Annotated in this window: 11 protein-coding genes; 6 read left to right on the top strand and 5 right to left on the bottom strand. The window is 65.3% G+C overall.

Annotated elements, in window-relative coordinates; translation table 11 throughout:
• The first annotated feature begins 53 nt into the window (after positions 1 to 53).
• Together BRADO_RS06840 and BRADO_RS06835 are read left to right on the top strand one after the other, a co-directional pair.
• Positions 54 to 479 (top strand): cytochrome c family protein, encoded by a 426-nt coding sequence (locus BRADO_RS06840; protein WP_244422976.1) that lies wholly within the window; start codon positions 54 to 56, stop codon positions 477 to 479.
• A gap of 370 nt (positions 480 to 849) precedes the next feature.
• Positions 850 to 1,050, top strand: a complete 201-nt coding sequence (locus BRADO_RS06835) for a hypothetical protein (protein WP_011924581.1) — start codon at positions 850 to 852, stop codon at positions 1,048 to 1,050.
• 240 nt (positions 1,051 to 1,290) lie between these two features.
• Here the strand turns inward: BRADO_RS06835 and BRADO_RS06830 are convergent, their stop codons facing one another.
• Together BRADO_RS06830 and BRADO_RS06825 are read right to left on the bottom strand one after the other, a co-directional pair.
• Positions 1,291 to 1,806 carry a hypothetical protein gene (locus BRADO_RS06830; protein ID WP_244422975.1) on the bottom strand — a complete coding sequence of 172 codons (516 nt, stop codon included), beginning with the start codon at positions 1,804 to 1,806 and terminating at the stop codon, positions 1,291 to 1,293.
• Positions 1,807 to 1,941: 135 nt separating this feature from the next.
• Complete coding sequence (locus BRADO_RS06825) at positions 1,942 to 3,489, bottom strand: acetolactate synthase large subunit (RefSeq protein ID WP_041757362.1); 1,548 nt, start codon at positions 3,487 to 3,489, stop codon at positions 1,942 to 1,944.
• 274 nt (positions 3,490 to 3,763) lie between these two features.
• Here BRADO_RS06825 and BRADO_RS06820 point away from each other — a divergent pair, with 274 nt between their 5' ends.
• The gene (locus tag BRADO_RS06820; RefSeq protein ID WP_041757361.1) at positions 3,764 to 4,339 is read left to right on the top strand and encodes a L,D-transpeptidase; all 576 of its coding nucleotides are present in this window, start codon (positions 3,764 to 3,766) and stop codon (positions 4,337 to 4,339) included.
• Positions 4,340 to 4,460: 121 nt separating this feature from the next.
• Positions 4,461 to 5,210: a DUF2927 domain-containing protein gene (locus tag BRADO_RS06815; protein ID WP_011924577.1), complete on the top strand. Its 750-nt coding sequence runs from the start codon at positions 4,461 to 4,463 to the stop codon at positions 5,208 to 5,210.
• Between the two features lie 225 nt (positions 5,211 to 5,435).
• Here the strand turns inward: BRADO_RS06815 and BRADO_RS06810 are convergent, their stop codons facing one another.
• The 3 genes from BRADO_RS06810 to BRADO_RS06800 form a co-directional block, all read right to left on the bottom strand.
• Positions 5,436 to 6,569: a M48 family metallopeptidase gene (locus BRADO_RS06810; RefSeq protein WP_011924576.1), complete on the bottom strand. Its 1,134-nt coding sequence runs from the start codon at positions 6,567 to 6,569 to the stop codon at positions 5,436 to 5,438.
• Entirely contained in the window at positions 6,544 to 7,593 is a 1,050-nt protein-coding gene (locus BRADO_RS06805) for a DUF898 family protein (RefSeq protein WP_011924575.1), read from the bottom strand. The genes BRADO_RS06810 and BRADO_RS06805 overlap by 26 nt, the downstream gene beginning before the upstream one ends.
• 297 nt (positions 7,594 to 7,890) lie before the next feature.
• Positions 7,891 to 9,063: an isovaleryl-CoA dehydrogenase gene (locus BRADO_RS06800; RefSeq protein WP_011924574.1), complete on the bottom strand. Its 1,173-nt coding sequence runs from the start codon at positions 9,061 to 9,063 to the stop codon at positions 7,891 to 7,893.
• 226 nt (positions 9,064 to 9,289) lie between these two features.
• Here BRADO_RS06800 and BRADO_RS06795 point away from each other — a divergent pair, with 226 nt between their 5' ends.
• A complete protein-coding gene (locus tag BRADO_RS06795; RefSeq protein ID WP_011924573.1) occupies positions 9,290 to 10,585 on the top strand; it encodes a cytochrome P450 in 1,296 nt (431 codons plus the stop codon).
• A 293-nt stretch (positions 10,586 to 10,878) separates the two neighbouring features.
• Positions 10,879 to 12,150 (top strand): cytochrome P450, encoded by a 1,272-nt coding sequence (locus BRADO_RS06790; protein ID WP_041756197.1) that lies wholly within the window; start codon positions 10,879 to 10,881, stop codon positions 12,148 to 12,150.
• Positions 12,151 to 12,391: the final 241 nt, after the last annotated feature.

Below are 12,391 nucleotides of genomic sequence, written 5' to 3'. Positions count from 1 at the left end.
ACTTGATCCAAGACAAGGACGGGAGCCCTGCTCCGGCCCGATGATGTCCGAGGTTGGCTGACGGCACGGTGGCGAGCCCCGCCTGCGCGTCCAAAATGGGGGATAGCATGCTCCGACGCATCGTTCTCATCGTCGCATTTGCGACCATCGCATCGGACGCCAGAGCGCTCGACGGCGACCCGGCCGCGGGCAAAAGCATCTTCCAGCGCATCTGCCAGAACTGCCACTCGCCCGAGATCGGCATCAACAAGGTGGGTCCGAGCCTTTGGAACGTCGTCGGACGGCAGCCGGCGGCTGTGCCGGACTACGCGTACTCCGAAAGCATGAAGAACAACAAGACGCCTTGGACGGCTGCGGCGTTGGACGCCTATATCGCCGATCCGCGCGGCGACGTTCACGGCGTCAAGATGTACTTCAAGGGACTCGCTGACGCGAAGGAACGCGCGGACGTCGTTGCCTTCCTATCAACGCTGAAATAGCGCGGCGCGCGTTGCGGTGATTCCCACCTGGGCTCTTTCGCCGAGGGTGGTGATGTCGTGTCTGATTGCGAAGCCTCAGCGCCGCGCGGGTTACGTCCTGACGACGCGTCTCGAAGACATGGAGATCATATCCTGGTCGCCGAGCCGTCACGATACGGCCACGCCGACGCTTCGCCACGACCCCGGCGGTTTCGCATGGCGCTCTGCGCCGCGGGCATTGCCACGAAAGCTGCGCAGCCTCGGCCGCGGCGAAAGGACAACGCGGCTTTTGCAGGGCGCCGCTCTCACGTTTTCCTGATTCATGCGTCAGATCGCCGCGGATCGAATCCGCCTATGGTCCGCGCGTTTCCAACCCACGGAGGTTTTCCGCATGCGTAAACTGATCATCGCCACCGCCGCCCTCGCGTTCGTCTCGTCGGCCGCTCTTGCCCAGTCCACCGACAAGCCAATGACCACCGGCCAGTCGGCGAAGAGCGGCGATGCCATGAGCGGGGGCGACGACATGAAGATGAGCAAGACGAAGAAGAAGTCGGCCAAGAAGCCGTCGTCGGGCGACGGCATGTCGAAGTAACAGGCGTTCGCGCCGGCCGCCCCTCTCGGGGCGGCTTCGCGCGAGCGTCGATCTCGCGCGGCTTCCGACCGGACCGATGCCGCGCTTTGCAGCCATCGCAGGAAAGCGCGGGTCGCCTCATCCAGGACCATACGCTTGCATCGAGCGGCCGGATGACTGCCAGCAGCCGGGTTCCATCGCGGCACTATGACGCCCGAATCCGGCCGCAATTTCTGGTCGCCAGCGAACGAACTGCAACCCTCAGGCGTTGGACAGCCCCATCGGCTGCAATCGCCCCGCAAACCACGCCGACAATGCCGGGTCGATCCTTGCGCCGACATAGACCTCCGGCGTGATGACGCTCCTGCGATCGAGGATCACAAGGACGCCGATCCAATAAGCAAACCACAGATGCGGGTCGGTCAGCGCCATCAGCTTGTGACGGTCATGCGCGAGCGGCTGATGGTTGGTCGCCTTGCGGACCTCGATGGCCAGAAGGTTGTCGGGCACGGCGCGCTTGTGCACGACGATGTCGGGATAGACGGACTTCGCCAGCTCATCATCTGTCGAGACGATCGAGCCGCGCGGCAGCAGCATGGCGCGGTCGCCGAGCCGGTTATAGTCGCAATCGACGTCCCAGCCGAGGAAATTGCGCTCCAGATGCACCGAGAGCCGGTGCGTCAGGGCGCGCTCACCGAGATCGCGATCCAGGATGAAGCGCTCGCGCGCATAGAACTCCTGCAGCGCCGATATCAGCCGGTTCAATTCGCTGTGCATGCCGCCCAAACAAAACAAACGATGGAGACGTCCCCATCAACACGCGTCGTGCTGAGTCGCCAACCATCAAAATGCGGCAATGACGCTGCCATCAGCCGGCGGCCGATTTGCGGCCGCCGGTCGTGGGCAAACGACTTACATCTGGACTTCGATCAGGCGCGGGCCGTGCTCCGCATTGGCTTCCGCCAGCGCGGCGTTGAACTCGTCCGCCGTGGTGACGGCGCGGCCGGGCACGCCCATGCCTTTGGCCATGGCGACGAAGTCAAGCGTCGGGCGGTCGATCTTGAGCATGTCCTGGGCGCGCTGGCCGGGCTGGCCGGCGCCGACGCCATCGAACTCGCCGCGCAGGATCTGGTAGATCCTGTTGGCGAACACCACGGTGACGACGTTGAGATTCTCGCGCGCCTGGGTCCACAGCGACTGGATCGTGTACATCGCGCTGCCGTCGCCGACGAGACACATGACCTTGCGATCCGGGCAGGCCACCGCGGCGCCGGTCGCCACCGGGGTCGAGAAGCCGATCGAGCCGCCCATGTTCTGCAGCCAGTCATGCGGCTTGGCGGCGGCCGTCGGCGGGAAGAAGCCGCGGCCGGTGGTGATGGATTCGTCGACGATGATCGCATTCTCGGGGATCGCATAGGCGATCGCCTGCGCGATGGTGGTGTGATTGAGCGCGCCGGTCGGCTTGATCAACTCAGTGAGCGCCTGCGGCTTCACGTCGGCTGCCTTGGCGCCGAGATGGCCGGCGAGCGCTTCCAGCGCCGCGGCCGAGTTCTCGCCCCAGGCGGTCATGCGGTGCACCTCGGTGCCCTCCGCCTTGAGCATGCTCGGCTTGTTCGGATAGGCGAAGAAGGCGACGGGGTCGTTGGCCTCGACCAGCACGATGTGCTTGTAGTTCTTCAGGATCGGCAGCGCCTGCTCGATCACATAGGGAATCCGGTCGATCGAGAAGCGGCCGGCGCCGCGCGCCATGCGCGGGTGATAGGTCTGGCCCATCACGCGGCAGCCGGTCTTGCCGGCGATCTGCTGGGCGAAGGTCAGCGCCTGCTCGGTCAGCGCGCCCGCGGTCATCAGCACCAGGGTCTCCGGGCCGTGGGCGTGCAGTATCCTGGCCGCCTTCTCGACCGCGTCGGCCGAATAGCTCGGGCGTTGCGTCTCGGCGGGAACCTGGGCGATGCCGTCGGCCTCGTTCCAGGCGGTGTCGGCGGGCAGAATGAGCGTGGCGATCTGGGGCGGCGCGCTCTTGGCGGCGGCGATCGCTGCGGCGCCGTCGGCCGCCACCGCCTTGGCGCTCGGCGAGGTCCGTACCCAGTCGGACATCGGCCGCGCCAGGCCTTCGATGTCCGAGGTCAGCGGCGCGTTGAAGCCGATATGGTAGGTGGCGTGCTGGCCGACGATGTTGACGATGCCGGAACGCGCCTTCTTTGCGTTGTGCAGATTGGCGAGGCCGTTGGCGAGGCCGGGGCCGAGATGCAGCAGCGTCGAGGCCGGCGTGCCCTTCATGCGGAAATAGCCGTCGGCGGCACCAGTGACCACGCCCTCGAACAGGCCGAGCACGCAGCGCATCCCTTCGACCCGGTCGAGTGCGGCGACGAAATGCATCTCGGAGGTGCCCGGATTGGTAAAGCAGACGTCAACGCCGCCCGCGACCAGGGTCCGCACCAGGCTTTCCGCACCGTTCATCATGTTCTCCCGTCGGTTCCCGTGTCTTCAAGCTGGCGCAGATCAATCATTGTTCGCCCGCGGCGTCAAAGGGCGTCGCCGCATTGCTGCCATCGCCATGGCGCCTTCACCGGCCTATGGTGAACCCTTCCTGGCAAACCTCGCATTGACGGGCCGCCGCCGTGGGATTTGGATCACAGCCGCCGCTCGCATGCGCGACTCACGCTGCCGTGGGTTGCGAAATGAGGCGGACTATGGCCTCTCTGCGACCGATGATGGATGCCAGGGGATGGAAATGAAGCGGTATTTTGCTTGGGGAATTGCTGCAATGGCGACGTTGGCGAGTGCCGCGACGGCACACGCCCAGTTCTTCAATAATGGAGCGGACCCGTTCAGCGCGGTGACGAACGGCTATCAGAGCGGCGTCAGCCCGATTCCGCGCCAGACCGTGATGTTCGACAGCAACTACGCGCCCGGCACGATCGTCGTGAACACGTCGGAGCGCCGGCTCTATCTGGTGCTCCAGGGCGGCCAGGCGCTGCGCTACGGCATCGGCGTCGGCCGTGACGGGTTCCGCTGGAGCGGCGTGCACCGCATCACCGCCAAGAAGGAATGGCCGGCCTGGACCCCGCCGGCGCAGATGCTGCGTCGACGGCCCGACCTGCCGCGCCACATGGCCGGCGGCATCGAAAACCCGCTCGGCGCGCGCGCGATGTATCTCGGCTCGACGCTGTACCGCATCCACGGCTCCAACGAGCCGGAGACGATCGGCCAGGCCGTGTCGTCGGGCTGCTTCCGCATGACCAATGACGATGTCGCCGATCTCTACGACCGCGTCTCGGTCGGCACCACGGTGATCGTCAAGAACTGAGGCCTGACAGATCTGGATGATGTCGGAAGGTAAGAGCGTCCGTCCGGGCCGGAAGCGTCCCCGCTTCCGGCTTTCGTCAAGGACCGCGGCGGTCACCTTGACCACCGCACTCATCCTGCTCGTGACGACGGTGCTCCCGCTGCCGGCCTCGACCGCGGAGATCCCGGCCATCGCCGCGCGCCAGCGCGCCGAGAAGAAAAGCTTCACCGACGCCGAGATCACCGACGGCTTCTTCAAGACCGCATTCGGCGCCGAGTACCATCTCGCCGGCCGCGTCGATCGCATCCGCAAGTACAGCACGCCAGTGCGGGTGTTCGCCGACGGCCGCCGCGCCGACCGCAAGGCGCAGCTCGCCAAGGTGGTCGGCGACATCGCCGCCCGCGTCCGCAACCTCGACATCGCGATGACCGACAGCGACGACGACGCCAATGTGCGGGTCAAGCTGGTGCGCGACCGCGACCTCTACCACACCATCAGCCAGGCCTATGGCAGCGAGCGCGCCCGCGAGATCAAGACCTCGCTCGACCCGCAATGCCTGTCCGGCTTCCGCAAGAACGAGGCGTTCGAGATCGAGCATTCCGACGTCATCCTGACCGTCGACAATGGCGACTTCGTCTTCCTGGACTGCGCCTATGAGGAGCTGCTGCAGTCGCTCGGGCCGATCAACGACACCTCGAGCGTGCCCTGGACGATGTTCAACGACAACGTCTCGATGGGCTATTTCGACGTCTACGACCAGTACATCCTCAACCTGCTCTACGACCCCCGCGTCAAGGCCGGCATGACGCTGGCCGAGGTCAAGGCCGTGCTGCCCGAGGTGCTGACGGATGTCCGGGCGTGGGTGAAGAAGACCAACAATCTGGCGGAGTAGGCGGGGCGGGCGCTGAGTTGAGAGCGCAGTGGAAGAGCACTGACGTAGCCTCAAGGCCCGCCGTCGTCCCGGTGAACGCTTGGCGAAAGCGGGGACCCATACGCAGCGGCCGTGCCATCGGGCACGCTGAGCAACACCAGCTTCTCACAACTCGACGCGGTGATTATGGGTCCCGGCGTTCGCCGGGACGACACCAGTGATTAGCGAAGGAGCTGCGCAAATCAGCTACTTGCAAATCGCCTTCAGCGCCTTCCATTCCTCCGCGCTGAGCAGCGGCGGGCCGCTCGGCGGGCGGTCTTCCGCGCGCATCCGGGCCAGGCGGTCCTCGGTCAGCGGATGACTCGCCCACAGCGCGGGCTGCTTGCCGGCCTCCTTGCCGGTGATGCGAAACAACAATTCGCCCATCGGCCGCGTCGGCCGCCCGAGCTTGTGCATGACCTCGATCGCGAAGCTGTCGGCCGCCTCCTCCGCCTCGCGCGAATAGGACGCGTTGATCATGGCGCGGGAGGCAAAGATGGCAGCGCCCGCGCCGGTAACGTCGCCGAACAGCAGACCGATCAGGAAGGAGCTGCCGCCGTTATGAATCAACTGCCGCAGATTATCGCGGTGCTTGAGGTGGCCCAGCTCATGCGCCAGCACGCCCGCGACCTCGTCGGGGTCATTGGCCGTGTCCAGCAGCCCCCTGAACAGGAAGAACTGCCCGCCCGGCAGGGCGAAGGCGTTGGGAACAGGCGTATCGAGCACCTGCGAGCCGATGCTGTCGTCGAGACCCGCGGGACGGCGCAGTCCGGTCACCAGCTTGGCGAACGCCGCCTGACCGGCCGTCTCGCTGCAGAGCTGGGCATGGTAGATCGTCTTGATTTGCGTGACCGCGGCCTCGCCGAGATGCCGCTCCATCGCAGGCGGCACCAGCGGCGTGAGCCGATCGGCCGCGAACGGAATCACGACCAGCACGAGCGTCACGATCGAGGCGACCGCCGCCAACGACCAGGCGATGATTCGCGCGATGCCGCCGCGCGTCAGCCGGTTCTGGTCGATCTGGCTGCAGCGCGCGATCAGCTCGGCCACCAGCGCCGCGTCGCGGATCTCCAGCCGGGCCAGCGGTGACGCCGACAGACAACTCACACGCAGCGTGCCGTTCGGGCCGTCGACCCGGCGGATATCGGCATACGGCCACGACACGAAATTGTCGGGGCTGCGCATCACGAGTTGATTGGCAAATCCGATCGTCACGTTCTGCCGCCGGTTCGACAAACCGTCGAAATAGGTCGCGGGACCGCCGGGCGGGGCGACCTGCACCGCCCGCGTCGCCTCGGCCGCGCCGGGCTCGGAATCAGAATCCGGCGACGTCGAGTCCATCGGCAAATCCTTCACCGAGCGCACTGGCCAGATCGCCCTTGGCGGCGACGTTGGCCATGGCCTCGATGCCATGCACATGGACCGATTCGAGCACCGTCGCCCATAGGTCGCGCACGAGATAGAGGCGCATCACCACATTGGCCGACAGGACGACAACGATGTAGCCGAGCCCCAGTCCCAACAGGAACACGACGTGGTTGGTCACGGCCTCGGCTTGCAGCAGACCATCGGCCCCCTTGCCGACCAGCCGCTCAACCAGCGTGAACACGCCAACCATGTAGATGGTGAAGGCCGTCGAGAGCAGCATCATCCAGCCGATCAGCTTCCAATAAAGGCCGTAAAAGGCGCTGCCCGGCAGCTTCGAATCCAGACGCACGCCGCCGAACCGGATGCCGGACAGCCACCAGCGCCACTCGATCGCCTTGAGCCGCGCATAGAGGAACGGAAACAGCGGAAACAGCACGAACGCGAGCGGCGCCAGCACCCACAGATACCAGGCGCGCTTGAACAGCTCCCAGCCGCTTCCCTCAAAATCGCCGCTGAGATCGCCGTAATGCGAGTGCCGCATCTTGTATCGCTCGAGCGCGGCGACCCGCCACGGCCAGGCCAACCCCAGCGTCAGCAAGGTCAGCGGCGTCCACAGCATCGCACGCCCCGCATAGGCCCAGCCCGAGCCGTCCATCCAGAACCGGATGCCGCGCCACACCGTGCGCGTCAGCCGGTAGCGTCGCGCGCGATAGATCGCAAACTGGCCGAACGCATAGAAAGCGATGACCAGCGGCACGCCGGCAAATGCCTTGAAGCGCTCGGCCTCGACGCCGATCAGGAAATAGGCAAGATAGATCGGCACCAGGATCGTCATTGCGAACAGGAAGCCGATCAGGAGCTCCTTGCCGCGGCCGGTATACTCTGCGGGATCACCATCGACCGCCGTATTGACCCAGAGATGCCTGCGGATGTCCGTCGCGAGCCAGAACCGGTAGAAGCCGAGGGTGATGAGTTCGATGGCCGCACCACGGCCCACCAGTCTGAAGAAATCACTGCGCGTGCCGGAGAAGGTGGCGGTGAGCGGCGGAAGCGGCGGTGGCTGCCCCGGAGCGTAGCTCATCTGGTTCACGGGTCACGCCTCCGACGCACGCAATGACATACAATATGCCCAAATACCTCGGCAGTTGGTCGCAGCGGCGACTCCGAGGTTCGACGTATTTTGTACGCAAGTCGGCCGGAAAAAAACACCGGCCTGGACGACGATGATCAAAATATCTGCTGTTGGCCGGTTGGCGAACGCGGCTTCCGCGCCCGAACCTCGCGTTTCGGCGCCTCAGGAGGTCTTGTCGAACAATTCCCGCCCGATCAGCATGCGCCGGATCTCGCTCGTGCCGGCGCCGATCTCATAAAGCTTGGCATCGCGCAGCAGCCGCCCGGTCGCATAATCGTTGATGTAGCCGTTGCCGCCGAGCAGCTGAATCGCGTCCAGCGCGCACTGCGTCGCTTTCTCTGCTGCAAATAGAATAGCGCCGGCCGCATCCTCGCGCGTCGTCTCGCCGCGGTCGCACGCCTTGGCCACCGCGTAGACATAGGCCCGCGCGGCATTCATCGTCGTGTACATGTCGGCGACCTTGCCCTGGACCAGCTGGAAGGTGCCGATCGGCTGGCCGAACTGCTTGCGCTCGTGCACGTAAGGAAGCACGACGTCCATGCAGGCCTGCATGATGCCGAGCGGACCGGCCGCGAGCACGGCGCGCTCGTAGTCGAGACCGCTCATCAGCACGTTCACGCCGCGGCCGACCTGCCCGAGCACGTTCTCCTCCGGCACCTCGCAATCCTCGAACACCAGCTCACAGGTGTCGGAGCCGCGCATGCCGAGCTTGTCGAGCTTCTGCGCCGTCGAGAAGCCCTTCATGCCCTTCTCGATGATGAAGGCGGTGATACCGCGCGGACCACCCTGCGGATCGGTCTTGGCATACACCACGAGGGTCTCGGCGACCGGCCCGTTGGTGATCCACATCTTGTTGCCGTTGAGGACGAACCGATCGCCGCGTCTGTCGGCGCGCGTCTTCATCGAGACGACATCGGAGCCCGCCTGCGGCTCGGACATCGCCAGCGAACCGACATGCTCGCCCGAGATCAGCTTGGGGAGGTATTTGCGCTTCTGCGCCTCGCTGCCGTTGCGGCGGATCTGATTGACGCAGAGATTGGAGTGGGCGCCGTAGGACAGGCCGACCGAGGCCGAGGCGCGCGAGATCTCCTCCATCGCGATGCAGTGCTCGAGATAGCCGAGGCCGGCGCCGCCATGCTCCTCCTCCACGGTGATGCCGTGCAGGCCGAGCTCGCCGAGCTTCGGCCAGAGGTCGCGCGGGAACTGGTTGGAGCGGTCGATGTCGGCGGCGCGCGGCGCGATCTGCTCCTGTGCAAAGCTGGCCACCGTTTCGCGGATCGCATCGGCGGTCTCGCCGAGATCGAAATTGAACATGCGCTGCGCGTTGGCGATCATGGCGGCGGCCTCCTGCTATTCTTCTGCTTTGCAACAATTGCCCAAAGCCTTATTCCGTGACGTGGCGCTTGTCACGCCCAACATCCGGCCAAACGGCAGCAGCGCGACACAAGACCGGAGGGCCCGGTCCCCGTCAAACTCCGCGCTTGCCCAGCGCTCCCGGGCAGGATGTAATCGCGTCAAATATCGCCGGTCAGTCAAGAAGCAGGCCATCAGGGAGACGCCCATGCACGGGACCGCCAATACGGCCGAAGCACGCCGGCACGACGCCGCAGCGGCGCCAGCGATCGACGAGGCCGCCCGACGCGCCGCCACGCTGCCGCTGGCCGATTTCGATCCCGGCAATCCCGAGCTGTTTCGCACCGACACGCATTGGCCCTATTTCGACCGGCTGCGCCGCGAGGATCCGGTGCATTATTGCCGCGACTCGATGTTCGGACCGTACTGGTCGATCACGCGCTACGACGACATCATGGAGATCGAGACCAACCACGCGGTGTTCTCCTCGGCCTCGGCGCTCGGCGGCATCACCATCCGCGACGTCGATCCGGACCTGCGCCGCGAGAGCTTCATCGCGATGGACCCGCCGCGCCACGCCGCCCAGCGCAAGACGGTGGCGCCAATGTTCACGCCGACGCATCTCGACGAACTCGCCATCAACATCCGCAAGCGCTCGGCCGAATGCCTCGACAACCTGCCGGTCGGCGAGGTGTTCGACTGGGTTGACCGCGTCTCGATCGAGCTGACCACGCAGATGCTGGCCGTGCTGTTCGACTTCCCCTGGGAGGACCGCCGCAAGCTGACGCGCTGGTCCGACATCGCGACCACGCTCCCCGGCCCCGGCGGGCTGGTCGCAACCGAGGACGAGCGGCAGGCCGAGCTGATGGAGTGCGCGCGCTATTTCGCCAGGCTCTGGCAGGAGCGCGCCAGTCAGCCGCCCAAAAGTGATTTGTTGTCGATGATGGCCCACAGCGAGGCCACGCGGAACATGGATCCGAAGAACTTCCTCGGCAATCTGGTGCTGCTGATCGTCGGCGGCAACGACACCACCCGCAACACAATGTCGGGCAGCATCTACGCGCTGAGCCAGAACCCGGATCAATACCGCAAGCTCAAGGACAATCCGGCCTTGATCGACAGCTTCGTGCCCGAGGTGATCCGCTGGCAGACGCCGCTTGCCCACATGCGCCGCACGGCGCTGTCAGACTTCGAGTTCCGCGGCAAGCAGATCAGGAAGGGCGACAAGGTGGTGATGTGGTACGTCTCGGGCAACCGCGACGAGACGGCGATCGACCGTCCCTACGATTTCATCATCGACCGTGCCCGGCCCCGCCAGCATCTCTCCTTCGGCTTCGGCATCCACCGCTGCGTCGGCCTGCGGCTCGCCGAGCTGCAACTCAAGATCATCTGGGAGGAGATCCTGAAGCGCTTCGATCATATCGACGTGATGGACGAGCCGAAGCGCGTCTATTCGAGCTTCGTGAAGGGATATGAGAGACTGCCGGTGAAGATTGCGGCGTAGGTTTTGCTTGAATCGATGTCGGATTGCGCACGCCGTTGCGGCCCCCTAGCTGCGAGATACAGTGCCCTCTCCCCTTGTGGGAGAGGGCATCTGCGGCCCATCCAAGCACTCGGTTGGGTGAGGGGTTCCCTCCGCGCACCGCGCTTGTGGAGAGAGACCCCTCACCCAACCGGATCTGCTGAGCTTTCCTACATGCCCTCTCCCACAAGGGGAGAGGGCGCATTCACTCGCACCGTCGAAGGTGCACTTACTCATTTGAATTGTTGATCGCCCTTTCAAACAAAGGACCACCCATGACCGCCCAGGCCGCGCTTCGTTCCGACCATGCCGATCTGCTGCGCGAGGCGCGGCTGGAGGCCTATGCGACGCCGATCGAGGACTTCCACCCGGGCGCGCCCCGGCTGTTTCAGAACGACACGCTGTGGCCGTGGTTCGAGCGGCTGCGCAAGGAGGCGCCGGTGCATTACTGCACCAAGGCGCCGATCGAGCCCTATTGGTCGGTCACGCGCTACCACGACATCATGCATGTCGACACCAGCCACGCGATCTTCTCCTCCGACGTCAGCAATGGCGGCATCATGATCCGCGACGTGCCGCCCGGCTATGAATGGCCGAGCTTCATCGCGATGGACGAGCCCCGCCACGGCGAGCAGCGCAAGACGGTGCAGCCGATGTTCACGCCCGAGCATCTCGACGAGATGGCGGTGCTGATCCGGCAGCGCTCAGCCAAGGTGCTGGACTCGCTGCCGCGCAACGAGACCTTCAATTGGGTCGAAAAGGTCTCGATCGAGCTGACGACGCAGATGCTGGCGACCCTGTTCGACTTCCCGTTCGAGCAGCGCCGCAAGCTGACGCGCTGGTCGGACGTCTCCACGGCGCTGCCCAAGAGCGGCATCGTGTCGTCGGAGGAGGAGCGACTGAGCGAGTTGGCCGACTGCGCGGAGACGTTCGGCCGGATGTGGAAGGAACGGCAGGCGAATCCGGGCCGCGACCTGATCTCGATGATGGCCCATAGCGACGCGACACGACACATGACGCCGGACAATCTGATGGGCAACCTGATCCTGCTCATCGTCGGCGGCAACGACACCACGCGCAACACCATGACCGCCTCGGTGCTGGCGCTGCACGAGAACCCGGCCGAGTATCAGAAGCTGCGCGACAATCCGGCGCTGATCGAGATCATGGTGCCGGAGGTGATCCGCTGGCAGACGCCGCTCGCTCATATGCGCCGTACCGCGCTGGTCGACACCGAGCTCGGCGGGCAGAAGATCAGGAAGGGCGACCGCGTCGTGATGTGGTACGTCTCCGGCAACCGCGACGGCGAGGTCATCGAAAATCCCGACGCCTTCATCATCGACCGCAAGCGGCCGCGCATCCACCTTTCTTTCGGCTTCGGCATCCACCGCTGCGTCGGCATGCGCCTGGCCGAACTCCAGCTGCGTATCGTGTGGCAGGAGATTCTCAAGCGTTTCGACCGCATCGAGGTCGTGGGCGAGCCGAAGCGGGTGTATTCGAGCTTCGTGCGCGGGTATGAAAGCCTGCCGGTGCGCATCCCCGGGTGAGCCCCTCCCCCTCACCCCGAGGAGCTTGGCGGAGCCACGCGTCTCGAAGGGCGAGGCCCGGAGAGGCCTCATGGTTCGAGACGCGCCGCCATGGGGACTGTCTGTTCGGATCGTGCCTGGCGCGGCGCTCCTCACCACGAGGGTCAAGCAGCGGGCCGGCCGCAGCACACCAGGCCAAGACCACGCCGAGAGGCGTGTTCATGGAGAGGGGCTAGTTCTCGGTCGAAGCCAAAATGCTTCC

Source organism: Bradyrhizobium sp. ORS 278, from assembly GCF_000026145.1.
Lineage (GTDB): Bacteria > Pseudomonadota > Alphaproteobacteria > Rhizobiales > Xanthobacteraceae > Bradyrhizobium.
This window is presented reverse-complemented; position numbering and strand designations above follow the sequence as displayed.